Raw genomic sequence first — 24,950 nt, 5'->3', positions numbered from 1 at the left:
GTTACTTCACCCATCCTTTTTGCTTCAGGTAGTCTGCTGCAACTTTTTTCGCATCCAGCCCCTCCACGGCAATACTGGCATTCAGCTGCTGCAACGTTTTTTCATCCAGGCTGGCAAAAACTGGTTGTAGCCATTCTCCCATTTGCGGGTAGTCTTTCAGCACCGATTCACGTACGACGGGTGCTGGCGCATAAATGGGCTGGACACCTTTTGGATCGCTTAAAGTTTGCAGACCGAGCGCCGCAACCGGGCCATCTGTGCCATAAGCCATCGCCGCATTGACGCCAGAAGTCTGCTGCGCCGCTGCTTTAATCGTCACCGCGGTATCTCCCCCAGCTAGCGACAACAGCTGATTTTGATTTAGTTTGAAATCATAGGCTTTTTCAAACGCAGGCAACGCGTCAGCCCGTTCGATAAATTCAGCAGAGGCAGCAAGTTTGAACGTTCCCCCGTCTTTCAGGTAGCGGCCTAAATCAGCAAGGGACTCAAGCTTGTTCTTTTGCGCGACATCCTGGCGTACCGCAATGGTCCAGGTATTATTGGCGGGTGCAGGTGTTAGCCAGACCAGCTTATTTTGCTCTGCATCCAGCTTTTTCACTTTATCGAAACCGGCCTGAGCATTTTTCCACGCGGGATCATTTTCATCTTTAAAAAAGAATGCGCCATTACCAGTATATTCCGGATAAATATCCAGCTCACCGGAGGTGATTGCCCCACGCACTACTGGGGTGGTACCCAGCTGTACTTTATTGACAGTTTTCACGCCATGGCTTTCGAGCACCTGCAAAATAATGTTGCCGAGCAGCGCCCCTTCGGTATCTATTTTTGAACCAACCGTGACGGGTGACGCGGCCTGTAAGGGTAGGCTTATCGCGGCTAACAGCACCAGCGAACCCACCGATACTTTTGAGATTATCATGCTGTACTCCTCATCCTTTTACGGCCCTTTTCAGAGACTTGAGGAAAAAGCATAGTCGAAAAATCAAGCCTTAACCTGGCAATTGGGTGGTAACGTTGAGAGTTATTAGCGGTAAGGCGATAATAAAATAAAAAAAATCCGGCAAACCCAATGTGAATTTGCCGGATTATACGACTTTGTCAGCCTGATAAGCGTAGAGCCATCAGGCATGCTGCATGACTTTATTCATCTATTACAGCAGTTCAAATTCGCCCTGCTTCACTCTGGCGGAATCCACGCCGATGAAAACGTTAAATTTGCCAGGTTCTGCATCGTATTTCATCTGCTGGTTCCAGAATTTGAGCGCTTCAATATCAATCGGGAAGCTGACGGTCTGGGTTTCACCAGGCTTAAGATTCACTTTTTCAAAACCTTTCAGCTGTTTTACCGGACGACTCATGGAGGCGGTCACATCCTGTAAATACATCTGAATCACCGTTGCACCTTCGCGTTTGCCGGTGTTGGTCACCTGCACGCTGGCCGTCACGGTTCCGTCACGCTTCATCGTCGGAGAAGAGAGCTTCACATCAGAAACCGTAAACGTGGTGTAGCTCAGGCCATAACCAAAGGGATACAACGGACCATTGGCTTCATCAAAGTAGCGCGACGTGTACTTGTTCGGCTTATCGGCGTTATACGGACGGCCGGTATTGAGATGGCTGTAATAGACCGGGATCTGTCCAACAGAGCGCGGGAAAGACATCGGCAGCTTGCCTGACGGATTGTAATCACCAAACAGCACATCGGCGATGGCGTTACCGCCTTCCGTCCCGGCAAACCAGGTTTCGAGGATCGCATCGGCTTGTTGATCTTCCTTCACCAGCGCCAGCGGACGACCGTTCATCAACACCAGAACCAGAGGTTTACCCGTGGCTTTCAGCGCAGCAATCAGGTCACGCTGACTTTGCGGAATGGTGATATCGGTGCGGCTGGAGGCTTCATGCGCCATGCCCTGCGCTTCACCGACTACCGCGACAACCACATCAGATTGCTTCGCGGCGTTAACGGCTTCATCGATCATCGCCTGCGGCGAACGCGGATCAACCTTCACCGCTTCTTCATACAGGTTGAGGAAATCGACAATGCCTTTGTCGTTGGTGATATTCGCCCCTTTGGCGTACAGCACTTTGCCTTGTTCGCCGACGGCATTTTTAATCCCCGTCAGCACCGTTACCGACTGATCGGCAACACCGGCGGCGGACCAACTGCCCATTACATCACGCTTGCTGTCGGCCAGCGGTCCGACAACCGCCACGGTGGCGGATTTTTTCAGCGGCAACGTTTCCAGACGGTTTTTCAGCAACACCAGGCTTTCGCGCGCCACTTCACGCGCCTCTTTGCGATGCAAACGGCTTTCTGCGTTGGTGTCCTGTGGGTCAGATTCTTTGGCCCCCAGATGGCTGTACGGATCGTTAAACAACCCCATATCATATTTCACGTTCAGCACATGACGCGCGGCGTCGTCCAGCTCCGCCATCGTCACTTTGCCGGATTTAATCAAGCCCGGCAGATATTTGCTGTAATACTCATCGCTCATACTCATGTTGATGCCGGACTTGATCGCCACACGCACCGCATCTTCAGGATCAGAGGCGGTACCGTGCTTAATCAGTTCCTTAATCGCGCCGTGATCGGAAACGGTAATCCCCTTAAAGCCCCATTCATCTCGCAGCACGTCTTTTAGCAGCCATGCATCTGAGGTTGCTGGTGTACCGTTCAGCGAATTAAGACCCACCATCACCGCACCGCTACCGGCGTCCAGCCCGGCTTTATACGGCGGCATATAGTCGTTGAACAGACGCTGTGGGCTCATATCGACGGTGTTATATTCCTTGCCACCTTCAACCGCGCCATAGGCGGCGAAGTGCTTGACGCTGGTCATCACCGAATAGCGGTCAGCCGGGCTTTTCCCCTGCATCGCTTCCACCATGGTTTTACCCATCGTAGCCGTTAAATACGTGTCTTCACCAAAACCTTCTGAAGCACGGCCCCAGCGCGGATCGCGAGAGACATCGACCATTGGCGCCCAGGTCATATTCAGACCATCATCGGCAGCTTCATACGCGGAAATACGGCCAACGGTTCTGACCGCATCGAGATTAAAAGAGGACGCCAAGCCGAGACTTATCGGGAACACGGTACGCTGGCCGTGCAATACGTCGTAGGCAAAAAAGAGAGGAATTTTCAGGCGGCTGAGCTCCATCACCTGATCCTGCATTTTGCGGATATCCTGGCGCGTGACGGTGTTAAAAATTGCCCCAACCTGCCCGTCTTTGATCATCTCGCGGATGGCTTCTTTCGGGTTATCAGGCCCTACGCTTATCAAGCGTAGTTGCCCAATTTTCTCATCCACTGTCATCTGTTTAAGTAAATCGGTAACGAATGCATCCCGCGCTTCTGGCGTCAGAGGATGGTTACCAAACAGCGTGTCCGCCAGCGCTGGTTGCAACGCCAGACTCACCGCGACACCTACAGAACATAGCCATTTCATGATGATTCTCTCTTTATTTTTTCCCGACGAGGCAGCGAAAATATAACAAAAACCGCAGTTTGCCGTAAGACTAAACGGGAGCGATAAAGAAAGCTAAGGTTATTCTCCTAATTTTCGAAACCAACGCGACTCAGTGGAGGACAACCCAGAGACAATGTGAATGAGAAAGCGTATTGTCATACAAAGCGCTATGCTTGTTCCTGATATTGAGTCCCACCACAAGGAGTGGAGAATGTCTTCCATTACAACAGATAATAAAGCTTTTCTGAATGAACTGACCCGTCTGGTAGGTCATTCACACCTGCTCACAGACCCTGCTAAAACCGCCCGCTATCGCAAGGGATTCCGTTCCGGTCAGGGCGATGCACTCGCCGTGGTGTTCCCTGGCTCGCTTTTAGAACTGTGGCGCGTCCTCAACGCTTGCGTCGCCGCAGATAAAATTATCCTGATGCAGGCCGCCAACACTGGCCTGACCGAAGGCTCTACGCCGAGCGGTAATGATTACGACCGCGAGATTGTCATTATCAGCACCCTGCGCCTTGATAAGCTGCACGTCATCGGCAAAGGCGAACAGGTGCTGGCCTATCCCGGCACCACGCTTTATTCACTGGAAAAAGCGCTCAAACCGTTTGGCCGTGAGCCGCATTCGGTGATCGGATCTTCCTGTATCGGCGCTTCAGTGATTGGCGGTATTTGTAACAACTCCGGCGGCTCGCTGGTTCAGCGCGGTCCGGCATATACGGAGATGTCGCTGTTTGCGCGTATTGACGAGCAGGGTAAATTACAGCTGGTTAACCATCTGGGTATCGAACTGGGCCAGACCCCAGAACAGATCCTTAGCAAACTTGATGACGAGCGTATCAAAGATGACGATGTGCGCCACGATGGACGTTATGCACACGATCACGACTACGTTACCCGCGTCAGAGATATTGAGGCGGACACGCCCGCTCGCTATAACGCCGACCCGGATCGGTTGTTTGAATCATCCGGTTGTGCAGGCAAGCTCGCGGTTTTTGCGGTGCGTCTGGACACCTTCGAAGCCGAAAAAAACCAGCAGGTCTTTTACATCGGTACCAACCAGCCAGAGGTACTGACGGAGATTCGCCGTCATATTCTGGCAAAATTTGAGCATCTGCCGGTCGCCGGTGAATATATGCACCGCGATATTTATGACATCGCTGAGCAATACGGCAAAGATACGTTTCTGATGATCGACAAGCTCGGCACCGACAAAATGCCCTTCTTCTTCACCCTGAAAGGTCGCACCGATGCGATGCTGGAAAAAGTGAAAATTTTCCGTCCACATTTCACCGATCGGGCTATGCAGAAATTTGGCCATTTGTTCCCCAGCCACTTACCCGCGCGCATGAAAAGCTGGCGCGATAAGTACGAACATCACCTGCTATTAAAAATGGCCGGTGGCGGCGTGGCTGAAGCGCAAAACTGGCTAAGCGAGTTTTTCAAAACCGCTGAAGGCGACTTCTTTGCCTGTACGCCGGAAGAAGGCAGCAAAGCGTTTTTGCATCGCTTTGCGGCGGCTGGCGCGGCGATTCGTTATCAGGCCGTACATGCCGATGAAGTGGAAGATATTCTGGCGCTGGATATCGCGCTGCGCCGTAACGACACCGAATGGTACGAGCATCTGCCCGCAGAGATCGACAGCCAACTGGTGCACAAACTCTATTACGGCCACTTTATGTGCTACGTCTTCCACCAGGATTACATCGTGAAAAAAGGCGTGGATGCGCATGCGCTGAAAGAGCAGATGCTGGAGCTTCTGCACGAGCGCGGAGCACAGTATCCAGCAGAGCATAACGTCGGACATCTGTATAAAGCACCGGAAACATTAACCCGTTTTTACCGCGAGAATGACCCCACCAACAGTATGAATCCGGGGATTGGTAAAACGAGTAAGCAAAAGTTCTGGAAAGAGTCGTAAACCAGAAAAAGATAAGCGCCACCGGGCATGTTGCCGGGGGCGCTTCGCTTGCCCGGACTACCGCTACATTAGCTATGTGTATGCCGGATAAGTTGTCTTATTTAATCGTTCTGTGCAGTTTGCTCGCTCGTCACTGAACCCGCCGCTGCCATCTGCGCCGCTTTTTGCTTTTTATAGCTCAGCGCCGCTGCCGGAACCGGCATCACCTTGCCCGTTTCGATCCAGGTACGTAAACGGCTGGCATCAGCAAAGTGGGTATATTTACCGAACGCATCCATCACCACCAGCGCCACCGGTTTGTTATTGATCACGGTGCGCATCACCAGACAGTGGCCTGCCGCATTGGTAAACCCGGTTTTGGTTAACTGAATATTCCAGTTATCGCGGTATACCAGATGGTTAGTGTTACGGAATGGCAGCGTATAAGCCGGGTTGGCAAAAGTCGCCATATCTTCACGCGTGGTGCTTAACTGACCAATCAGCGGATACTGTTTGCTGGCGATCAGCAGCTTGGTTAAATCACGGGCGGTCGAGACGTTATGAATCGATAAGCCGGTTGGTTCCACAAAGCGAGTCTGAGTCATGCCGAGCGCTTTCGCTTTGGCATTCATGGCCTTAATAAACGCGTTATAACCGCCAGGGTAATGATGCGCCAGGCTCGCCGCCGCACGGTTTTCTGATGACATCAGCGCTAGCAGCAGCATGTCTTTACGGCTAATTTCACTGTTCAGTCGCACACGAGAGTAGATGCCTTTCATTTCCGGCGTCTGACTGATATCAACTTTCAGCTTCTCATCCAACGGCAGTCGTGCATCAAGCACCACCATCGCGGTCATTAATTTGGTAATCGACGCAATCGGACGCACCAGATCCGGGTGGTTCGAATAGATAACTTTGTTGGTATTCAGATCAACAATCATCGCGCTACCGGACGCTATCTCAGGCTGAGAAGCTGCTACAGTAGGTGCCGTTTTAGCCACGGCTTGGGGTGCAAAAGGAACGGCCAGCACCAGGGCAAGGCTTAATAATGAAACTCGGAATTTCAGCATGATGAGATTTCTGATAATGGTTCACGCACGTCACAACGCACACCGCCAGAGACTAAGTATTATCTCAAGCTAGCTCAGGCATCATAGCGATCCGGCAGGTTTGCCGCCACAGGAGAATCGTCTCGAAATGCTGCGTTGCTGACTTTTACGTCAACAACGCAGCGCAGACAGGTTTATCCGTCAGAATAACCGATAGCCGTAACCCCACAGGATTACCGTAATCGCCAGCAGAACTTCCAGCACCAGAACACCGATCGCCAGCGTCGAACTGGAAAAGCTCAGGCCTTCCTCTTTAGAGATATTCAGGAACGTCGGAATGCCGAGATAGAGTAAATAACCGGTGTAAAACAGCGCAATGGTCCCCACCAATGCGCACAGCCAGACCAGCGGATAAAGTGCGACCAGCCCGCTTAAAAACAGCGGCGTCGCGACATATCCGGCAAACACCATACAATGCGCCAGCGACGGACGTTGCGGATAATTACGCGCCATCCACCAAATAACCCGGCCCATGACGGCGACGCCTGCCAGCATGACCCCGTAGAACAGAATTGCCATCGCAAATCCGGTCAACAGAGATAACTTCAGGATATTTCCATCGCCAAAATTCCAGCCGATTTGCGTGGTACCGATAAACGCGCAAACAACCGGGATTGCCGCCATCAGCAGTACATGGTGGGTATAGTGATGCGAAACACTTTCGTTTTCGCTGTTGATCACGTGCATTTCACGATCGGGATGGGAAAACAGCCCCCAGACATGGTTCATACCGCCCCCTTCTTGTCAGCTCCGGACCTCAACACTTCAATTATAATTCAGCTTTTGATTATTTTATGTACACAGAGAAAATACCGAAGCGCCGGGTAAAAAGTGTGTAAGCCGTAGGCTTGATAAGCGAAGCGCCATCAGGCATTAGGGAACTGAACGACGTTAAGCGCTACTACGCGGCTTTTCCGGCATCAAATAATCATAGGGTGTATGCTATGACCAGTGGAGGTCATACAACGTATGGATATAACGCATTATGTTGCGCAGTACGGCTATGCTGCGTTAATCATCGGCAGCCTGGCGGAAGGTGAAACCATTACCCTGTTAGGCGGCGTCGTGGCGCATCAGGGAGTCCTGAAATTCCCGCTGGTGGTACTCTCGGTCGCACTAGGTGGGATGATTGGCGATCAGTTGCTCTATTTACTCGGACGTCGTTTTGGCGGCAAAATTCTGCGTCGTTTCTCGCGCCATCAGGCGAAAATTCATTATGCGCAGAAAATGATCCAACGACGTCCTTACCTGTTTGTGGTCGGTACGCGCTTTATGTACGGCTTTCGCGTTATTGGTCCCTTACTGATTGGCGCCAGTCACCTGCCGCCGAAGATCTTTTTACCGCTGAATATTCTTGGCGCGTTTGTCTGGGCATTGCTATTTACCACCCTTGGCTACGTCGGTGGTGAAGTGATTGCACCGTGGCTGCACAGCCTCGACCAGCATATCAAGCATGGCATCTGGCTGGTGCTGGTTATTGGGATAGTCGCGGGCGTTCGCTGGTGGATGAAACGCCGAAGCACGCGTAAAGCGCAATGAAGATGGCCCGACAGCGGAACACCGGCGGGCCGAACAATCAGGATGCGTGATAACCGCCGCCCAGCGCGCTGGTCAACTGGATTGATGCATCCAGCCACTGGCCTTGCAAAAGCAGACCGTTGCACTGCTCACGTAATGCCGGGATCTTTGCCTCGCTAACCCTGGAGCCCGCAATAATACCCGCATTAAAGCGCGCCTGTGCCAGCCCCACTACGCGCTGAGCGTCATGTTCAATCTGCTGCTGATGCTGATTTTTCTGCGCCAGTGTTTCTACCTGCGATGCCGCACGTGCCACGTCATTCACCGCATCCACCACAGCTTTGTTGTAATTCGCCACCGTCAGATTACTTTGCGCTTTCGTAATATCGAGATTCGCATTCAGTCTGCCACTGTCAAAGATAGGCAGCGTCAACCCGGTGGTTACGCCCATTTGCTGCGCGGAATGGCGGAACAGGTCACTCAGATGTAACGCATCCTGTTGTAAAAATGCCATCAGATTCACATCGGGATAAAACGCCGCTTTCGCCGCATCAATATTGCTCAGCGATGACTCAATGTACCAGTGTGCTGCCTGCAAATCTGGTCGACGGGCCAGCAGCGAATAACCTAGCTGGGACGGAAGCTGACTTTCAACCACGGGCAGTTTGGTCGAATGGAGCTTCAGGGCAACGGACTGCGAGTTGCTCAACGCGCTTAGGCGCGCCTCAATCACCTTCATTTTACCGCTGACATCATTCAGCTGCTGCTCTGTTTTGCTGGAATCGATATCGGTTTCGACACCTTCTACCGAAGAAGTGAGGCCATTTTGATACAGTTGACGATCGACGGTAATCACGTTTTGCTGCTCAGTTTCGATTTGCGTCAACACGGTTTTCAGCGCCGCCTGCGTCTGCCATTCCCAGTAAAGACGGGAGACACCGCTCGCCAGCAGCTGCCGGGTTTGCTCGCGCTCAGCCTCACGTGCCTTAACGGCCCCTATACGCGCAGTCACTTCGGCCCGATTCTTACCCCACAGATCCAGATTCCAGCCGGCGGTTAAACCAAAGGTTCCATTGGTGTACCACGGCCCCGTGGTTCCTGCTGCGGGATCGGTTATGGCGAAAGGTCCCATCAGCCCCTCAGCTGACATTTTCTGACGCTCAACGTCTGCGGAGAAGTCAATCTCCGGGCCATCTTGTGCTTCCACGGCCTTAGCCTGCGCCTCCGCCAGTTGAATGCGCTGTTCCGCGACCTGCATATCAGGAGAATTTCGCAACGTGCTGTCAATCAACGCATTAAGCTGGGGGTCGTGATATGCCTTCCACCACTGGCTGTCCGGCCAGCCATTTTTTAACGCGGCAGGCAATGTGGTATCGACATTTGCGGCAGGCGTCTGCTGTGACAGAGACTGGCGGTCATCATGCATCGGCGCGCAGCCAGACATCAGAACAAAAAGCGGCAACAATGCCGTCGTGACAAACACAGAATTACGATTCATGGAGATATACAGGTAAGAAAAGATGTGCAGAGATTACGACTTGTCGCTGTTGCTTTTTTAGTTACGCGTGGCAATACATCTTTGGCAATAAAAATATATAATCAGCAAAATATACACCTAGTGAATAATATAGATTAAATAATTTTAATAATTAATGGATGGAGATGTTATGTCACAGAATATCTATGACAATCCTGAGTTCTTTGCCGGATATGCCACGCTGGATCGTTCAGTAAAGGGACTCGACGGCGCGCCAGAATGGCCGACAATACAAGCGATGCTCCCCTCTCTTCAAGGCAAAAATATTCTTGATTTGGGCTGTGGATATGGTTGGTTTTGCCGCTACGCGCGCGATAATCAGGCAGCCAGTGTAATGGGACTGGATATTTCACAAAAGATGTTAACCCAGGCACACAGTATGACGCAGGGTAATGGCATCGTTTATCAGCGTGAAGATCTCGAAACGCTAACCCTGTCCCCAAATTCTTTTGACCTGGTTTATAGCTCGCTTGCCCTGCACTATTTGCACGATATAGAACGATTATTCGTAACCATTTACCAGTCATTAACACCAGGCGGTATGTTAGTTTTCTCTGCCGAGCATCCAATTTATACCGCACCGCTTAGTCAGGGTTGGATAAAAGATAAAACTGGGCAGCTGTCCTGGCCGGTTAATCATTATCAGCAGGAAGGTGAGCGCATCAGTAACTGGTTTGCTGAAGGCGTCAAAAAACAGCACCGTAAGCTGGCGACCTGGATTAATGCGCTGATTGCCGCCGGATTCGAGATCGTTTGTGTCGATGAATGGGGACCGTCCGCGCAACAGATTGCTGAAAACCCGGCTTTAGATGAAGAAAAAGAGCGGCCGATGGTGTTTCTGCTCAGCGCACGTAAACCTGCATAACAACGCCTCCAGGCAGAATGATTGATACTTTCCTATACTCAATCTGAACTTACCAAAAAAAGGAAAGTTAATGAAAATTCTGCTGTGGGTAATTCTGATTATTTTTCTGATTGGGCTATTGGTGGTAACAGGCGTGTTTAAGATGATTTTCTGATGTCGTCATTTCGCCCAGGCCTGAAAGCAGAAATCTCAGGCTATTCTTCTCTCTGATGCCGGATGGCGGCGTAAACGCCTTATCCGGCCTACTGGAACTGAGATCAGGCAGTAATCTCGATAGCCTGAATCGCACGTGCGATATCCGGCGAATTATTTAACGCACGAATTTCCTGAAACAGTTCTGTTGCCTCTGAATATTCTTTGCGCAAATACCCTAGCCACTGCTTAATCCGCGCTACATGATACAGCCCGGTGTCCCCCTGCTTTTCAAGGCGGGTATATTTTTGCAACAGCGTCACGACTTCAGGCCACGGCATACGCGGCTCGTTGTATTTCACCACGCGGCTCAGGTTCGGAATATTTAATGCGCCACGTCCGATCATCACCGCATCGCATCCGCTGATGGCCATACAATCCTGGGCGCTCTGCCAGTCCCAGATTTCGCCATTCGCAATAACCGGAATGGACAGCCGCTGGCGGATCTCGCCAATCGCCTGCCAGTTGATATGTTCCGCCTTGTAGCCCTGCTCTTTGGTTCGGCCATGCACCGCCAGTTCGCTGGCACCAGCCTGCTGGACGGCATCGGCAATTTCAAACTGCCGGTCGCTGTTGTCCCAGCCCAGACGAACTTTCACCGTCACCGGAAGATGAGCCGGGACCGCCTCGCGCATAGCTTTTGCGCCCCGGTAGATAAGCTCAGGATCTTTCAATAATGTTGCGCCACCGCCGCTACCGTTCACCAGCTTCGATGGACAGCCACAGTTTAGATCGACACCGTACGAGCCCAGTTCTACCGCGCGTGCGGCATTCTCCGCCAGCCACTGCGGATACTGTCCTAACAGCTGAATGCGAACCAACGTGCCGGATGGCGTCCGGCTGTTGTTATGCAGTTCCGGGCAGAGTCGATGAAATACTTTTGCCGGCAGGAGCTGATCCACCACGCGCACAAACTCGGTGATGCACAGATCGTAATCATTCACTTCAGTCAGCAGCTCGCGCACCAGTGAGTCGAGCACGCCTTCCATCGGCGCCAGTAAAACACGCATATCGTCACCCGCAAAAAAAGAGGCGCTATGGTAGCGCCTCCGTTCGGGAGATTAAAGAGGCTCAGCGCGGCAACAGACAGTTATCTTCTTTCCAACCGTACAGCCATTCCATACCGCGATAAAACTCTGCCTGCGATTTGTCTTTCCACAGCAGATTACGTACCTGACGCTCGACGCCTGCGGCGTGGTAGACACGGCCCATTTCACGCGTTGACCAGACGATGCGTGCGGTACGCGGAATACGCACCGACTCATACAACGCAAAGGCATCAGCCGCATCGCCACCACACTGCTGTAGCGCTTTACCGAGCGTTACCGCGTCTTCCAACGCCATACAGGCACCCTGCGCCATATATTGCGCAACCGGGTGCGCGGCGTCTCCCACCAGCGTGATGCGGTCGGTTCCCCATTTTTCTACCGGCTCACGGTCGGCAGTGGACCAGCGCCGCCATGATGTCGGTTTATCCAGCATCTGGCGCGGGCGCGGATGGATACCCGCAAAATAGGAGAGCACTTCCTCTTTGCTGCCATCCTTCACGCCCCACTCTTCCTGCTGACGACTGTGGAAGGTCACCACCAGGTTATATTGCTTACCGCCGCGCAGCGGATAGTGCACCAGGTGACAGTGTGGTCCGGCCCACAGAACCGGTGCGTTAATGCGTAAATCTTCCGGCATATCATCGCAATCAATCACGGCGCGATAGACCACGTGTCCGGTAACCCGTGGCGCATCGCCAATCAGAGACTGGCGGACAACCGACTTCACACCGTCACAGCCCACCAAAATATCTGCCGTCCAGCTGTTGCCGTGCTCATCAAATACCGTCACGTCATTCTCTGTCTGGCGGATATCAACCACGTTAGTTGAAGTGCGATACTCAACGTTAGGATGCACCAGCGCCGCTTCCCAAACGCTGGCGTGAATATCAACCCGATGGATAACCGCATAAGGACCGCCAAAGTGATCGCGGAACGCCTGGCCGGTTTCAATGCGGACCACCTCTTTCGCATTTACCGCATCCATCATCGTGATGTGGTCGGTAAAAACGGCACGCTGACGGGCGACTTCTCCCACGCCAAGGCTGTCCAGAGCAGAGAATGCATTCGGCCCGAGCTGAATACCCGCGCCAATTTCACCAATCTCGTGCGCTTTCTCCAGCAACATCACTTTAATGCCCTGACGGGCCAGCGATAGCGCGGTCGCCGCGCCGCCAATCCCGCCACCCACGATAATTGCGCGTGTCACTTTAGCCATTGTCGTTCTCCTTATCAGGCTGGAATTTTATCTTGTTGATTCTCGGGCGCGGCTGCGATAAACGCCGGAAGCTGAGTACAGGCATCATATACCGCCTTACAGCGCGGATATCCGCTCAGATCGCAGCCCATACGTAACGCGTTCGCCCACTGTGGGATCAGACAGCAATCCGCCAGCGTTGGCGCATCACCCACGCAGAACGTCCCCGAATGGCTCTGGCGCAGCATCTGTTCCACCGCGCTTAACCCTTGCTGGATCCAGTGTGCATACCAGCGTTTTATATCTTCTTCACTGACCTTTAACTCTTCGCTCAGGTAGCGCAGTACCCGCATGTTATTCACCGGGTGGATATCACAGGCGATGGCATAGACTATTTCCAGCACCTTACTGCGCATCGGAAAGTCAGCAGGCAGCAGCGGCGACTGCGGAAAGTGGCTATCCAGCCAGTCAATTATTGCCAGCGACTGCCCAAGTGATTCTCCGTCATCGGTCACCAGAGTCGGCACCAGTCCCACCGGGTTCATCCGTCGGTAGGCCAGTTCGTTCTGCTGACCGATGCGAATGTTGACACCCACCGTCTGGTAATCCAGCCCCTTCAGCGCCAGCGCAATGCGCACCCGATATGACGCCGAGCTATTAAAGAAACTGTACAGCTTCATCATCCACCTCAGACAATCTTCACGGCGATGGGGGTTAAACCGCCTACGTTTCCGGTGATCACATCCCCTTTCACTACCGCCCCTACGCCTTCGGGTGTACCGGTGTAGATCAGATCGCCCGGCTGCAGTTCGAAAAAGCCTGACAGATAGCTGATGGTTTCATTCACAGACCAGATGAGATGGCGAATATCGCTCCGCTGATGATCGTCGCCGTTGACCTGCAACCAGATTGGCGCATGGTTAACATCCACACTTTCGCTGGCTTTATGCAGCGGCGCGATGGGCGCAGAGAGATCAAACGCTTTGCCAATTTCCCACGGACGCCCCATCTGGCGCATCTCCATCTGCCGATCACGGCGAGTCATATCCAGACCGGTGGCATAGCCCCAGATATATTCGTGCGCTTTTTCCAGCGGAATATCACTGCCCTTTTTGCCAATCGCCACCACCAGCTCTATCTCATAGTGATAGTTATCGGTTTGCGATGGGTACGGCAGTTCGAGGATCTGACCAGCCGCCACCGGGACTACCGCATCGGCAGGTTTACAGAAGAAGAACGGTGGTTCACGATCCGGATCAAAGCCCATTTCACGGGCATGAGCGGCATAGTTACGGCCCACACAGTAAACACGGCGCACAGGAAATTGTTCATCACAGCCAACAACCGGAACGGTAACAGGCGCTTGTGGTTCAAATACGTATTGCGTCATTTTCTCTCTCCCAAATTAATAGCGTGCTTCGCGGAACAACCCCAGTGCTTCCTGAACCGGTCTGTCCGAAAAACTGAATAAGACGGTATCTTCGCGGGTCTGGAACGACACGCCGTGCCAGGTCGGCACCACAAAGATATCTTTTGGCGAAAAGTTGAAGGTCTCATTGCCGATGGTGACCTGCCCACTTCCTTCCACCACGTGGTAGATAGTGCTGTCGGTGGTACGCGCCATCCGTGAGGAAAAGCCCTGCGGCAACAGTTGCAGGAAGGTTCCCATCGAAGGCATGGGATAACCGCCGGTTACCGGGTTGACGTAACGCATCTTGTAACCGTCCCACTCATCGGCGTCGCCCATGCGGGTCAGGTCATGCAGTGCTTCACGGCTGCGATCGTAGCGATAGTTAAAAATAGGCGATGAGTTACCTTTCTGATGACGCAGCGGCAGCATATTGGCCGCGTAGCGCGGTAAGTAATCCCCTTCCTTGCGCGTGACCGGCTGCTGATCTTCCGGGTAGTCTTCCGCAAAGCCACAGCCCAGCAGGTTCACCAACGGCAGGTCCAGACCGTCCAGCCACACCACCGGTTCACTGCCCGGGTTGCCGTGATCGTGCCAGCGCCACTGCGGCGTCAGAATAAAATCGCCTTCATGCATTTGGGTGCGCTCACCGTCCACGGCGGTAAATGCGCCTTTCCCTTCGACAATAAAGCGCAGTGCAGACTGATTATGACGATGACTCGGCGCAACCTCGCCCGGCATAATTAACTGCAATCCCGCGTACAGCGTTGGGGTGATTGAAGACTGTCCACGCAGCATTGGGTTTTCCAGCACCAGCACGCGGCGAATCGCCTCTTTCGCGCCAATCAGATCGCCACTTTCCAGCAGCAGCGGGCGGATCTCCTGATAGTTCCAGTACGCAGGCGCGCAATGTGCGTTCGGTGTTGGCGGCACCAGGCGGTGCAGCGACTCCCACAGCGGGGTCAGATTCTGCCCGGAAATATGCTGGTAAAACTGCTGACGGCTGTTCTTAACGTCCTGATTCAGTTCAGACATAGGGATTCTCCTTATTCATTCACAACACCTGCGCGTGGCAGAGTATTTGAGGCAGAGGCCGACTGGCGGATAACAACCGTCAGCAGCGTAAGCATTACCGCGCTGATGGCCGCCGGGACGGCAATAATGAAAAACAGGTTATCGAATGAGAAATTCATCGCCATCATCACCCCGCCGGAAAGCGAGCCGACAATCGCGCCGCAGCGCCCCACTGCATTAGACCAGCTGACGCCCGTCGCCCGGCTTTGTGTCGGATAAAGCGTAGCGGTTAACGCATTAAGACCAACCTGAGAACCGCTGATGCCGATGCCGGTGCCAAAAATAGCCAGTGCCATCAGCCACAGACCGTTTTCGCTCAGGCCAATCATGACGATGCACACTGCGCCCAGCGCATAACTCACGGCCAGCACGCGGAAAGGATTGTATTTGTCCATCAGCACGCCCAGCGCCAGTGCCCCCAGAGTTCCTCCAATCTGGAAGGCGGCAGTTACCCAGGAGGCATGCTGCAGATCAATTCCACGATGGTTAAGCAGCGTTGGCATCCAGCTGGAGAGCAGATAAATAATCAGCAGGCTCATAAAGAACACTACCCATAGCATCAGAGTAATAGGCAGCTGTCGCCCAACGAACAGCTGGCGAATGCTGCCTTTAGCTATCGCGGCACCTTCGTTGAGATAAAAATGGGTATTGTCATAACGTTCCCGGGTGATGGCGCTAACGGTTCTGGCAATCACGTTTTGCGGCAACTGACGACGAACCTGCCAGCGCGGGGATTCCGGTAGCGCAAACAGCAGAGCAACAAACAGCATTAGCGGTAGAACGCCTCCCAGCACCAGAATGCCGTGCCAACCAATCACCGGCACCAGCTGCGCGCTGACGATACCGCCCATTGCCGATCCCAGAGTAAAGCCACAGAACATCATGGTGACCAGTGCGCCACGCCGACGCGCGGGCAGGTATTCCGAGGTCATAGTAATGGTATTCGGCATCGCGCCGCCCAGCCCTAAGCCGGTAAGAAAGCGCAAAATAACCAGCGTTTGCAGATCGGGTGAAAAAGCCGAGAGCAGGCTCAGTGCACCGAACAGCGCCACGCAGAGTTCTATCACCCGTTTGCGGCCAAAACGGTCGGACAGCGGGCCACAGAGCAGCGCGCCAGCGGTCAGCCCCAGCAGACCTGCGCCAAACAGCGGTGCCAGATCGCCGGCAGTCAGCTGCCAGTGAGTGCGAATGTCGGGTGCGATAAAACCAATCGCCGCGGTATCAAATCCGTCGAGCATGACAACCAGAAAACAGCAGATGATAACGCGCCACTGGGTCTTACCGACGGGGGCGGAATCGATCAGTGCTTGTAGATCACGTTGTTGAGTCATAGTGAATGCCTCAGTGCAGGTAGAGTAGATGTCTGTTTTGTTTTAGGTATGTTGCGACTTTGTATGTTTGGAGATGAAATGTACAATGGCTTTTCATGCAGAGGCATAACCTGGAGGTTATAGCAAATGGCAAACTGGGCGCAGAAACTGAAGTTGCAACACCTGCAAACGCTTATCGCGCTGGGCGAACAGGGAAATCTGACGCACGTCGCCCGGATGATGAATATCACCCAGCCCGCATTGTCGAAATGGTTATCACAGCTCGAAGATGAGATTGGAATCACGCTCTTTGAACGTCACAGTAAAGGCTTGCGCCCTTCCGAAGGCGGCAAGTTGCTACTGCAACATGCCCAACGCCTGATCAATGATATGGAGCGTTCGCAGTATGAAATCGCCCGTTTTAAGCAAGGCGGACTTGTAGGGAGTCTGAAGATTGGCTGTTCGCCGGTAGCGACCGACTGTGTTTCACAGGCAATACTGGGTTTGCTCACAGAACTGCCAACCCTGCATCTTAATATTGAAGAGAAAGTGATGACCCCGCTGTTGCACGATCTGCTCGCGGGTTCGGTGGATGTCGTCGTCGGTCGGGTCGGCGGTCGGGCGCTTCAGTTGCCGCTCAATTATCAGGTGCTGTATACCGAGCCGGTCTGTTTCGTCGCCCGCCCCGACCATCCCTTAGCAAAATATCCCCTGCTAACCTGGCACGATCTGTCTAACTGGCGCTGGATTGTCTGGCCGACAGGAACCCCTATCCGGATAAGCATTGATAACGCGCTGGTTGATAACGGCGTAATGTTGCCGGAAAACATCATTGAATCGGCATCAATCAACGTCAGTACCAACCTGCTGCAAAGTAGCGACATGATCTCTATTCTTTCTTTGCGCCTGGCACAACGGTATGCCGCCCAGGGACAACTGGCTATCCTGAATCTGCCGAAGATTGAACAAAAAGGCAGCGTCGGCGTATTCTGGCGCAACAACGAAACGCCGACTACCGCCCTGAATCGTTTTCTGTACTACCTGGCACAGGTTTAGCGCGGAGAGTTAGGGCCATCGCCCGATGTTCCAGATATCTATTTCCTCTATGCTTAGAATTCATGATGTGATCGGTAGCACGTTTTTAAGTTTAATTGTATGATGAATGAATCTCGTCAAGGGTTTCAACTATGAGCAAAGCACTGAACGTTATCTGGCAATATTTGCGCGCATTCGTCCTGATTTATGCCTGCCTCTATGCAGGTATTTTTCTTGCATCGCTACTCCCCATCACCATTCCGGGCAGCATTATCGGCATGCTGATTCTGTTTGTCTTACTGGCTTTGCAGGTGTTACCGGCAAAATGGGTTAACCCCGGCTGCTACGTGCTGATTCGCTATATGGCCCTGTTGTTTGTCCCGATTGGCGTGGGGATCATGCAGTACTTTGACCTGCTGCGCGCGCAATTTGGTCCGGTGGTGGTGTCTTGTACCATCAGTACGCTGGTCGTTTTCCTGGTGGTGAGTTGGAGCTCGCACATTGTGCACGGTGAGCGCAAAATCGTTGGGCAAAAAGAGGCTAAAGCAAAAAAATGATGTCGTATATCTGGTGGTCGTTACCTCTTACGCTGGCGGTATTTTTTGGCGCACGTAAGCTGGCAGCTCGCTTTAAAATGCCTTTGCTGAATCCGCTGCTTGTTGCCATGGTGGTGATCATTCCCATTCTGCTGCTGACCGGTATTCCCTACGATCACTATTTCAAAGGCAGCGAAGTGCTGAACGATTTGCTGCAACCCGCCGTGGTCGCGCTGGCCTATCCGTTATACGAACAGTTGCACCAGATTCGCGCCCGCTGGAAATCAATCATTGCTATCTGTTTTGCCGGGAGCGTTGTGGCGATGGTAACAGGTACAACAATCGCCTTGTTGATGGGCGCATCACCGCAAATTGCCGCGTCTATTATGCCAAAATCGGTCACTACACCTATCGCTATGGCGGTGGGTGGCAGTATTGGCGGCATTCCGGCGATCAGCGCCGTATGCGTCATCTTTGTCGGTATCCTGGGGGCAGTGTTTGGTCATACGTTGCTTAATGCGATGCGTATCCGCACTAAGGCCGCACGTGGGTTGGCAATGGGCACCGCGTCGCACGCCCTGGGCACCGCACGCTGTGCGGAACTGGACTATCAGGAAGGTGCGTTTAGCTCACTGGCGCTGGTCATCTGCGGCATTATTACCTCGCTGGTAGCCCCGTTCCTGTTCCCGATTATTCTGGCAGTGGTGGGTTAATCTTCATTTTTTAGCTATTTATTTGCGATGCGTTGCACATTTTTCATTTAAGTTTCATAAGTTGCACACACAATGAGATTTGGATCACATATAAAGCCATAACAGGCCCGTAAACTACGATTCCATTACATTGTTATGAGGCATCGCCATGCATCCACGTTTTCAAACTGCTTTTGCCCAACTCGCGGATAACTTGCAATCAGCCCTGGCCCCTGTTCTGGCGGATGCACATTTCCCCGCCATGCTGACTGCTGAGCAGGTCTCTTTGCTAAAACGCGAATCGGGACTGGACGAAGACGCGCTGGCATTCGCTCTGCTGCCGCTGGCTGCGGCCTGCGCACGTACTCCGCTGTCCAACTTCAACGTTGGGGCAATTTCTCGCGGCATCAGCGGCAACTGGTACTTCGGTGGGAACATGGAGTTCCTGGGCGCGACCATGCAGCAAACTGTTCATGCCGAGCAAAGCGCTATCAGCCATGCCTGGCTGCGCGGTGAAAAAGGGCTCGCCGCCATCACCGTCAACTACACGCCGTGCGGCCACTGTCGCCAGTTTATGAACGAACTGAACAGCGGACTGGATTTACGGATTCATCTGCCGGGACGTGCACCACACGTGCTGCGTGATTACCTGCCAGATGCCTTCGGCCCGAAAGATCTGGAGATTAAAACGCTGCTGATGGACGATCAGGATCACGGCTTCGCGCTGCAGGGCGAAGCGTTGACCCAAGCGGCAATCACTGCTGCCAACAGATGTCATATGCCGTACAGCAAATCCCCAAGCGGCGTGGCGCTGGAGTGTAAAGATGGCCGTATTTTTAGCGGCAGCTATGCTGAAAATGCCGCCTTTAACCCGACCCTGCCACCGCTGCAAGGCGCGTTAAACCTGTTGAATCTGAACGGTTATGATTATCCAGATATCCAACGCGCCGTGCTGGCTGAAAAAGCCGACGCGCCGTTGATTCAGTGGGATGCGACCTCCGCCACGCTGAAAGCACTGGGCTGCAATAATATTGAGCGCGTTCTCCTGGGTTAATCGACTCAATAACGCCGGTTCGTAGGCCGGATAAGGTGTTTACACCGCTATCCGGCACTATGCAGAATGCCTAAAATCCCCTCAATCAGACTGCTGTTTCTTGCGCTACGTCTTCCGGTACAGTAGCCTGATTGAAATTCCATCCAAATAACGAGTTTTCTGCATGTTAAAGCGCGTGTTTTACAGCCTGTTAGTCCTGCTAGGCTTGCTGCTTTTGACTGTGCTTGGACTCGATCGCTGGATGAGCTGGAAGACGGCTCCCTACATTTACGACGAACTGCAGGATTTGCCCTACCGCCAGGTCGGTGTGGTTCTGGGCACGGCGAAGTATTACCGCACCGGCGTCATCAATCAGTATTACCGCTACCGTATTCAGGGCGCATTGAACGCCTATAACAGCGGGAAGGTAAACTATCTGCTGTTAAGCGGCGACAATGCCCAGCAAAGCTATAACGAACCCATGACGATGCGTAAGGATCTGATTGCCGCCGGCGTCGATCCCGCTGACATCGTGCTTGATTACGCCGGGTTTCGGACGCTTGACTCCATCGTGCGTACCCGCAAGGTGTTCGATACCAACGATTTCATCATTATTACTCAACGATTCCACTGTGAGCGCGCCTTGTTTATTGCGCTGCATATGGGTATCCAGGCCCAGTGCTACGCCGTACCTTCGCCAAAAGATATGCTCACCGTGCGGGTTCGTGAATTTGGCGCGCGTTTTGGCGCACTCGCCGATCTCTACATTTTCAAACGTGAGCCCCGTTTTTTAGGTCCACTGGTGCCCATCCCTACCATGCATCAGGTACCGGACGATGCGCAGGGGTATCCGGCGGTCACGCCTGAACAATTACTCGAATTACAAAAGAAACAAGGAAAATAAGCATGGAAGGAAAAACGATCTTTATCGTTATTGGCGTACTGATGATTGTTCTCTGGACGTGCAGAGAAGGCCTGAAGGGACTACGTTCCGGTATCGTCGAGAAAACAGTGAAAGGTTCGCAGACGCCAATGATCATTTCTCGCGCTAAAGAACCCAGCACTTACTGGAGCTATATCATCGTTTATTTCGGTATGGCCATTGGTGCATTGTTCACTGGTATCTGGTTACTCTTTATCAAATAAAAAAACCGATGCAGAACGCCTCTGCACCGGTTTTATTTTTCTCTTCCCAGATTACTTCTTACGCGCGTACTTCAGTGAGTCCAGCGCGACCGCGAAGATAATAATGCCGCCCTTGATAATATACTGCCAGTATGGGTTCACGCCGATGTAGGTCAAACCGTAGTTGATGACGGTGAAGATAATCACACCAGTCACTACGCCAAACACGGTACCTACCCCGCCGCTGAACGACACGCCGCCAACCACGCACGCCGCAATCGCATCCAGCTCATACATAAAGCCGAGGTTGTTGGTCGCTGAGCCGATACGTCCGGCTTCCAGCAAACCACCGAAGGCATAGAATACGCCAGACAACGCATAGATAATCAGCAGGTTCAGCGCAACGTTTACACCGGACACTTTCGCAGCTTCCGGGTTTCCGCCGATGGCGAAAATGTTTTTACCGAAGCGAGTCTTGTTCCACAGCACCCACACAAAGGCCACCGCAATCAGCGCATAGAAAGTGATGTAGGAGAGTCGGAAACTGCCCAGTGCAATAAAGCCCTGCGCAAAGGTTGAGAATCCGCTGTCAAAGCCAGAAATTGGCGATGCACCGACGAAGTCGTAGTACAGGGAGTTGATCCCGTAAACGATAATCATCGTACCCAGTGTGGTAATAAACGGCGTTACGTTCAGATAAGCAATGATAATACCGTTCACCAGACCGATAATGGCGCCAATCACGCAGACAATCAGCACCACTACAATGATCGGCATCGTCGCCATTTCCGGGAACACCTTGTTGGCATTCTCCATCGACTGCAACAGAGTTGCCGCCACCACTGCCGCCAGGCCAACCTGACGCCCCGCCGACAGGTCGGTCCCTTGGGTAACAATCAGTCCAGCCACACCCAATGCGATAATAATACGCACCGAGGATTGCGTGAGAATATTACTCAGGTTCAGTAAGCTTAAGAAAGTGGGATCCTGGAAAATAATAATCGCCAGCAAAACCAAAAGAACAACGTAAATTCCGCCTTCTTTCAGGTAAGTAAGAAAACTTTTCTTATTTAACGCACTCATGAGGAGCCCCTAATCTTAAAGGTGCAAAGACGCAAGACGGAGGATTTCGTTTTGCGTTGTTGTTTTAGTGTCAACAATTCCAGCAACGAGACCATTGCTCATCACCAGAATACGATCGGTAATACCCAGCAGCTCCGGCATTTCAGAGGAAATAATAATAATCCCCTTATCCTTTTTCGCGAGTTCGGCAATCAACTGATAAATTTCAAATTTCGCGCCAACATCGATTCCACGTGTCGGTTCATCCAGCATCAGAATTTCTGGCTGGGTTAATAACCAACGACCAATAACCACCTTTTGCTGATTACCGCCAGAAAGTGAACCGATTTGCGTACGATGACCCGGTGTTTTTACCCTCATGGAGTCAATTACCCACTGGGTATCACTCTTCATGCGGGAATTATCCAACAGACCAACTTTGTTTTTATAGTTTTGGATATTGGAAATTAACGAGTTAAAACCAATGTCCAGATACGCATAAATACCGGTTGAACGGCGCTCTTCCGTGACCAGTGCAAAACCATGGTTGATGGCTTCATTTGCACTGTGGTTATTAATTTTTTTGCCGTGTAGCGTAATCGTACCTGATGATTTCTCACGAATACCAAAAAGCGTTTCAACGATATCCGTGCGTTTTGCGCCTACCAGACCTGCAATCCCAAGAATCTCCCCTTTGTGCAAATCAAACGAGATATCACGAATCGACGGCTGGCGCAGCGAGGTCAGGTTACGCACTTGCAGAATGACTTCACCAGGTTTGTTTTCTTTATCCGGAAAACGTTGGTTCAGTGAACGTCCGACCATCATGGCGATGATCTTATCCATATCCAGCCCTTCCAGCGGCTGGGTCGCAATCCACTGGCCATCGCGCAGAACGGTAATTTCATCGCACAGCTGGAAGATTTCTTCCATTTTGTGAGAGATATAAACAATACCGCATCCACGCTCTTTCAGCTTACGGATGATGGTGAACAGATGGTTAACTTCTTTTTCAGTTAACGATGAAGTTGGCTCATCCATGATGACGATTTTGGCGTCATAGGAGAATGCTTTCGCAATTTCAATCATCTGCATTTGTGAAACAGATAATGTGCCGACACGCGCACGCGGATCGATATCAATATCCAGTTCATCAAATATCGCTTTGGTATCACGGTACATTTTTTCCTGATCGACAAACATGCCCTTGGTGGGATAGCGTCCCAGCCACATGTTGTCCATTACAGAACGTTGTAATACCAGGTTTAATTCCTGGTGTACCATCGAAATACCATTTTCAAGCGCTTCTTTCGCAGAATGAAAATCGATTTCTTTACCCTGAAATAAAATACTGCCGGAATCTTTTTGATAGATGCCGAAAAGACATTTCAATAATGTTGATTTCCCCGCGCCATTCTCTCCCATTAGGGCGTGAATAGAATGCGGGCGGACTTTTAAATTGACATTATCAAGCGCCTTAACGCCGGGGAAGGACTTGTTGATGCCGGTCATTTCCAACAAGTATTCGCCTGACGACTGAGTATGTGTGCTGACCATAATTATACCTTGTTGGCCTTGCAGAGTGCGTTATTAAGGGCGCAATGAAATTGCGCCCACATACGGAGTATTTATTTGTTGGTGAACTCTGCCAGATTATCTTTATCGACACCTACGTACGGAACGCGAACAATCTTGTTCTCAATTTTCCAGTTAGTGCCATCTGCCGCACCTTTGCCGTCAGCCAGGTTTTTCGCCAGATCGAAGGTGGCTTTCGCCTGGTTGTTGGCATCGTTCAGGACGGTACCGGCCATGGCGCCAGATTTCACCAGAGCCAGCGCTTCAGGCAGCGCATCCACACCAAATACTGGTACGCTGGTTTTGTTGTGCGCTTTCAGCGCTTCAACTGCACCCATTGCCATCGCATCGTTGTTAGCGATAACCACTTCAATTTTGTTCGCGTTTGGACCAGACATCCACGCATCCATCTTATCTTTCGCCTGAGCGGTATCCCACATTGCAGTATCTAACTGCAGCTGCTCAGTTTTAATGCCTTTGTCGTTCAGCTCTTTAATCACGTAAGTGGTACGTGCTTCAGCATCCGGGTGTCCCGGTTCGCCTTTCAGCAGAACAAACTGAATTTTGCCGTCTTTGTTCAGGTCCCAGTTCGGGTTAGCTGCCCAGTGTTTGGCAATCAAATCACCCTGAATAATGCCGGACTCTTTAGAGTCGGTACCGACGTAATACGCTTTGTCATAGCTGTCCAGCGCTTTACGAGAAGGTTCTTTGTTGAAGAATACGATCGGTACGTTCTGTCCGCGTGCTTTTTCAATGACCGTGCCAGCAGCTGCCGGGTCAACCAGGTTAATCGCCAGTGCTTTAACGCCTTTTGCCAGCAGCACGTCGATCTGATCGTTTTGTTTGGACTGGTCGTTCTGCGAGTCGTTCATCAGCAACTGTACATCTGGTGCCGCTTTGGCATCTTTTTCAATAGCCTTACGTACTACAGACATAAAGTTATCGTCATACTTATAGATAGTCACACCAATGCGGGTATCAGCAGCGTGCGCAGCCGCGCCGAATAACATGCTTGCCATTACAGCAGACAGGGTCAACACCTTCTTATTCATGGTATCTCCGGTTTTATTATGCAGGGTAGTACTTGAGATAAATGCTCGGCAGGCAGAACGTTACTGAAGTGTTACTGAACGCCGAAGCTCACTTTTAAAAAATATTTCTTCCGTGTCTGGCAACGCTCCAAAAACAGGCTTTAATTTTTGTTTAAGGCACCTATACCTCGATGAAAGTGATTATTCACCGTTACATAGTAGTTACAGCGCAAC

The 24,950-nt window shown here is 52.0% G+C and carries 24 protein-coding genes; 10 read left to right on the top strand and 14 right to left on the bottom strand.

Annotated elements, in window-relative coordinates; all coding sequences use genetic code 11:
* Position 1: 1 nt before the first annotated feature.
* Together osmF and bglX are read right to left on the bottom strand one after the other, a co-directional pair.
* Positions 2–919: a glycine betaine ABC transporter substrate-binding protein OsmF gene (gene osmF / locus SK35_RS08485; protein WP_048215924.1), complete on the bottom strand. Its 918-nt coding sequence runs from the start codon at positions 917–919 to the stop codon at positions 2–4.
* A 232-nt stretch (positions 920–1,151) separates the two neighbouring features.
* On the bottom strand, positions 1,152–3,449 hold the full coding sequence (gene bglX / locus SK35_RS08480) for a beta-glucosidase BglX (protein ID WP_075551243.1): 2,298 nt from the start codon (positions 3,447–3,449) through the stop codon (positions 1,152–1,154).
* Positions 3,450–3,681: 232 nt separating this feature from the next.
* Here bglX and dld point away from each other — a divergent pair, with 232 nt between their 5' ends.
* Entirely contained in the window at positions 3,682–5,391 is a 1,710-nt protein-coding gene (gene dld, locus SK35_RS08475) for a D-lactate dehydrogenase (RefSeq protein ID WP_048215923.1), read from the top strand.
* 101 nt (positions 5,392–5,492) lie between these two features.
* Here dld and pbpG read toward each other — a convergent pair whose 3' ends face one another.
* Both pbpG and SK35_RS08465 read right to left on the bottom strand, forming a co-directional pair.
* Positions 5,493–6,440 (bottom strand): D-alanyl-D-alanine endopeptidase, encoded by a 948-nt coding sequence (gene pbpG, locus SK35_RS08470; RefSeq protein ID WP_048215922.1) that lies wholly within the window; start codon positions 6,438–6,440, stop codon positions 5,493–5,495.
* A 180-nt stretch (positions 6,441–6,620) separates the two neighbouring features.
* A complete protein-coding gene (locus tag SK35_RS08465) occupies positions 6,621–7,208 on the bottom strand; it encodes a Yip1 family protein (protein ID WP_003834475.1) in 588 nt (195 codons plus the stop codon).
* A gap of 240 nt (positions 7,209–7,448) precedes the next feature.
* On the opposite strand from SK35_RS08465, the gene SK35_RS08460 reads away from it, so the two are divergent.
* Positions 7,449–8,018 (top strand): DedA family protein, encoded by a 570-nt coding sequence (locus tag SK35_RS08460; RefSeq protein ID WP_003834476.1) that lies wholly within the window; start codon positions 7,449–7,451, stop codon positions 8,016–8,018.
* Positions 8,019–8,055: 37 nt separating this feature from the next.
* Here the strand turns inward: SK35_RS08460 and mdtQ are convergent, their stop codons facing one another.
* On the bottom strand, positions 8,056–9,495 hold the full coding sequence (mdtQ, locus tag SK35_RS08455; protein ID WP_048215921.1) for a multidrug resistance outer membrane protein MdtQ: 1,440 nt from the start codon (positions 9,493–9,495) through the stop codon (positions 8,056–8,058).
* Positions 9,496–9,664: 169 nt separating this feature from the next.
* Between mdtQ and SK35_RS08450 the strand changes: the two genes are divergently transcribed.
* Complete coding sequence (locus SK35_RS08450) at positions 9,665–10,399, top strand: class I SAM-dependent methyltransferase (protein ID WP_048215920.1); 735 nt, start codon at positions 9,665–9,667, stop codon at positions 10,397–10,399.
* A gap of 70 nt (positions 10,400–10,469) precedes the next feature.
* Positions 10,470–10,553, top strand: a complete 84-nt coding sequence (gene yohP, locus SK35_RS27120) for a small membrane protein YohP (protein ID WP_015572324.1) — start codon at positions 10,470–10,472, stop codon at positions 10,551–10,553.
* A gap of 103 nt (positions 10,554–10,656) precedes the next feature.
* On the opposite strand, the gene dusC is transcribed toward yohP, so the two are convergent.
* The 6 genes from dusC to mhbT all read right to left on the bottom strand — a co-directional run bounded on the left by dusC (position 10,657) and on the right by mhbT (position 16,648).
* Positions 10,657–11,601 carry a tRNA dihydrouridine(16) synthase DusC gene (gene dusC, locus SK35_RS08445; protein ID WP_048215919.1) on the bottom strand — a complete coding sequence of 315 codons (945 nt, stop codon included), beginning with the start codon at positions 11,599–11,601 and terminating at the stop codon, positions 10,657–10,659.
* Between the two features lie 61 nt (positions 11,602–11,662).
* Positions 11,663–12,856 (bottom strand): 3-hydroxybenzoate 6-monooxygenase, encoded by a 1,194-nt coding sequence (locus SK35_RS08440; RefSeq protein WP_048215918.1) that lies wholly within the window; start codon positions 12,854–12,856, stop codon positions 11,663–11,665.
* 14 nt (positions 12,857–12,870) lie between these two features.
* The gene (maiA, locus tag SK35_RS08435; protein ID WP_048215917.1) at positions 12,871–13,515 is read right to left on the bottom strand and encodes a maleylacetoacetate isomerase; all 645 of its coding nucleotides are present in this window, start codon (positions 13,513–13,515) and stop codon (positions 12,871–12,873) included.
* An 8-nt stretch (positions 13,516–13,523) separates the two neighbouring features.
* Positions 13,524–14,225, bottom strand: a complete 702-nt coding sequence (locus SK35_RS08430; protein WP_048215916.1) for a fumarylacetoacetate hydrolase family protein — start codon at positions 14,223–14,225, stop codon at positions 13,524–13,526.
* Positions 14,226–14,240: 15 nt separating this feature from the next.
* Positions 14,241–15,278 (bottom strand): gentisate 1,2-dioxygenase, encoded by a 1,038-nt coding sequence (gtdA, locus tag SK35_RS08425; RefSeq protein WP_048215915.1) that lies wholly within the window; start codon positions 15,276–15,278, stop codon positions 14,241–14,243.
* Between the two features lie 11 nt (positions 15,279–15,289).
* On the bottom strand, positions 15,290–16,648 hold the full coding sequence (mhbT, locus tag SK35_RS08420) for a 3-hydroxybenzoate transporter MhbT (RefSeq protein ID WP_008785261.1): 1,359 nt from the start codon (positions 16,646–16,648) through the stop codon (positions 15,290–15,292).
* A gap of 126 nt (positions 16,649–16,774) precedes the next feature.
* On the opposite strand from mhbT, the gene SK35_RS08415 reads away from it, so the two are divergent.
* From SK35_RS08415 to SK35_RS08390, 6 genes are all read left to right on the top strand, one after another.
* The gene (locus tag SK35_RS08415) at positions 16,775–17,683 is read left to right on the top strand and encodes a LysR substrate-binding domain-containing protein (protein ID WP_048215914.1); all 909 of its coding nucleotides are present in this window, start codon (positions 16,775–16,777) and stop codon (positions 17,681–17,683) included.
* A gap of 131 nt (positions 17,684–17,814) precedes the next feature.
* Complete coding sequence (locus tag SK35_RS08410) at positions 17,815–18,219, top strand: CidA/LrgA family protein (protein ID WP_003834497.1); 405 nt, start codon at positions 17,815–17,817, stop codon at positions 18,217–18,219.
* Positions 18,216–18,911, top strand: coding sequence for a CidB/LrgB family autolysis modulator (locus SK35_RS08405; RefSeq protein ID WP_003027380.1), 696 nt, complete (start codon positions 18,216–18,218; stop codon positions 18,909–18,911). Before SK35_RS08410 ends, SK35_RS08405 begins: the two co-directional genes overlap by 4 nt.
* 148 nt (positions 18,912–19,059) lie before the next feature.
* Complete coding sequence (gene cdd / locus SK35_RS08400; protein WP_048215913.1) at positions 19,060–19,944, top strand: cytidine deaminase; 885 nt, start codon at positions 19,060–19,062, stop codon at positions 19,942–19,944.
* A gap of 163 nt (positions 19,945–20,107) precedes the next feature.
* On the top strand, positions 20,108–20,827 hold the full coding sequence (gene sanA / locus SK35_RS08395) for an outer membrane permeability protein SanA (protein WP_003027383.1): 720 nt from the start codon (positions 20,108–20,110) through the stop codon (positions 20,825–20,827).
* 2 nt (positions 20,828–20,829) lie between these two features.
* Positions 20,830–21,069 (top strand): DUF2542 family protein, encoded by a 240-nt coding sequence (locus SK35_RS08390; RefSeq protein ID WP_003834502.1) that lies wholly within the window; start codon positions 20,830–20,832, stop codon positions 21,067–21,069.
* A 51-nt stretch (positions 21,070–21,120) separates the two neighbouring features.
* Here the strand turns inward: SK35_RS08390 and mglC are convergent, their stop codons facing one another.
* The 3 genes from mglC to mglB all read right to left on the bottom strand — a co-directional run bounded on the left by mglC (position 21,121) and on the right by mglB (position 24,737).
* Entirely contained in the window at positions 21,121–22,131 is a 1,011-nt protein-coding gene (mglC, locus tag SK35_RS08385; RefSeq protein WP_003027393.1) for a galactose/methyl galactoside ABC transporter permease MglC, read from the bottom strand.
* Between the two features lie 15 nt (positions 22,132–22,146).
* Positions 22,147–23,667: a galactose/methyl galactoside ABC transporter ATP-binding protein MglA gene (gene mglA / locus SK35_RS08380; RefSeq protein WP_003027396.1), complete on the bottom strand. Its 1,521-nt coding sequence runs from the start codon at positions 23,665–23,667 to the stop codon at positions 22,147–22,149.
* 71 nt (positions 23,668–23,738) lie between these two features.
* Entirely contained in the window at positions 23,739–24,737 is a 999-nt protein-coding gene (gene mglB / locus SK35_RS08375; protein WP_003027399.1) for a galactose/glucose ABC transporter substrate-binding protein MglB, read from the bottom strand.
* Positions 24,738–24,950: the final 213 nt, after the last annotated feature.

This window comes from Citrobacter sp. MGH105 (genome assembly GCF_001037485.2).
Taxonomy (GTDB): Bacteria; Pseudomonadota; Gammaproteobacteria; order Enterobacterales; family Enterobacteriaceae; genus Citrobacter; species Citrobacter portucalensis.
Note: the sequence above shows the minus strand (reverse complement) of the source record. Positions and strands in the feature narration are given on the sequence as shown.

What these genes read in the sequence shown, in the direction of transcription:
- cdd (WP_048215913.1), top strand. Translation starts at nt 19,060, where the DNA reads ATGCATCCACGTTTTCAAACTGCTTTTGCCCAACTCGCGGATAACTTG.
- mglC (WP_003027393.1), bottom strand. Translation starts at nt 22,131, where the DNA reads ATGAGTGCGTTAAATAAGAAAAGTTTTCTTACTTACCTGAAAGAAGGC.
- dusC (WP_048215919.1), bottom strand. Translation starts at nt 11,601, where the DNA reads ATGCGTGTTTTACTGGCGCCGATGGAAGGCGTGCTCGACTCACTGGTG.
- SK35_RS08460 (WP_003834476.1), top strand. Translation starts at nt 7,449, where the DNA reads ATGGATATAACGCATTATGTTGCGCAGTACGGCTATGCTGCGTTAATC.
- SK35_RS08465 (WP_003834475.1), bottom strand. Translation starts at nt 7,208, where the DNA reads ATGAACCATGTCTGGGGGCTGTTTTCCCATCCCGATCGTGAAATGCAC.
- bglX (WP_075551243.1), bottom strand. Translation starts at nt 3,449, where the DNA reads ATGAAATGGCTATGTTCTGTAGGTGTCGCGGTGAGTCTGGCGTTGCAA.
- SK35_RS08390 (WP_003834502.1), top strand. Translation starts at nt 20,830, where the DNA reads ATGGAAGGAAAAACGATCTTTATCGTTATTGGCGTACTGATGATTGTT.
- gtdA (WP_048215915.1), bottom strand. Translation starts at nt 15,278, where the DNA reads ATGTCTGAACTGAATCAGGACGTTAAGAACAGCCGTCAGCAGTTTTAC.
- dld (WP_048215923.1), top strand. Translation starts at nt 3,682, where the DNA reads ATGTCTTCCATTACAACAGATAATAAAGCTTTTCTGAATGAACTGACC.
- pbpG (WP_048215922.1), bottom strand. Translation starts at nt 6,440, where the DNA reads ATGCTGAAATTCCGAGTTTCATTATTAAGCCTTGCCCTGGTGCTGGCC.
- SK35_RS08440 (WP_048215918.1), bottom strand. Translation starts at nt 12,856, where the DNA reads ATGGCTAAAGTGACACGCGCAATTATCGTGGGTGGCGGGATTGGCGGC.
- maiA (WP_048215917.1), bottom strand. Translation starts at nt 13,515, where the DNA reads ATGAAGCTGTACAGTTTCTTTAATAGCTCGGCGTCATATCGGGTGCGC.
- osmF (WP_048215924.1), bottom strand. Translation starts at nt 919, where the DNA reads ATGATAATCTCAAAAGTATCGGTGGGTTCGCTGGTGCTGTTAGCCGCG.
- SK35_RS08410 (WP_003834497.1), top strand. Translation starts at nt 17,815, where the DNA reads ATGAGCAAAGCACTGAACGTTATCTGGCAATATTTGCGCGCATTCGTC.
- SK35_RS08415 (WP_048215914.1), top strand. Translation starts at nt 16,775, where the DNA reads ATGGCAAACTGGGCGCAGAAACTGAAGTTGCAACACCTGCAAACGCTT.
- mdtQ (WP_048215921.1), bottom strand. Translation starts at nt 9,495, where the DNA reads ATGAATCGTAATTCTGTGTTTGTCACGACGGCATTGTTGCCGCTTTTT.
- SK35_RS08405 (WP_003027380.1), top strand. Translation starts at nt 18,216, where the DNA reads ATGATGTCGTATATCTGGTGGTCGTTACCTCTTACGCTGGCGGTATTT.
- yohP (WP_015572324.1), top strand. Translation starts at nt 10,470, where the DNA reads ATGAAAATTCTGCTGTGGGTAATTCTGATTATTTTTCTGATTGGGCTA.
- mglB (WP_003027399.1), bottom strand. Translation starts at nt 24,737, where the DNA reads ATGAATAAGAAGGTGTTGACCCTGTCTGCTGTAATGGCAAGCATGTTA.
- mhbT (WP_008785261.1), bottom strand. Translation starts at nt 16,648, where the DNA reads ATGACTCAACAACGTGATCTACAAGCACTGATCGATTCCGCCCCCGTC.
- SK35_RS08450 (WP_048215920.1), top strand. Translation starts at nt 9,665, where the DNA reads ATGTCACAGAATATCTATGACAATCCTGAGTTCTTTGCCGGATATGCC.
- mglA (WP_003027396.1), bottom strand. Translation starts at nt 23,667, where the DNA reads ATGGTCAGCACACATACTCAGTCGTCAGGCGAATACTTGTTGGAAATG.
- sanA (WP_003027383.1), top strand. Translation starts at nt 20,108, where the DNA reads ATGTTAAAGCGCGTGTTTTACAGCCTGTTAGTCCTGCTAGGCTTGCTG.
- SK35_RS08430 (WP_048215916.1), bottom strand. Translation starts at nt 14,225, where the DNA reads ATGACGCAATACGTATTTGAACCACAAGCGCCTGTTACCGTTCCGGTT.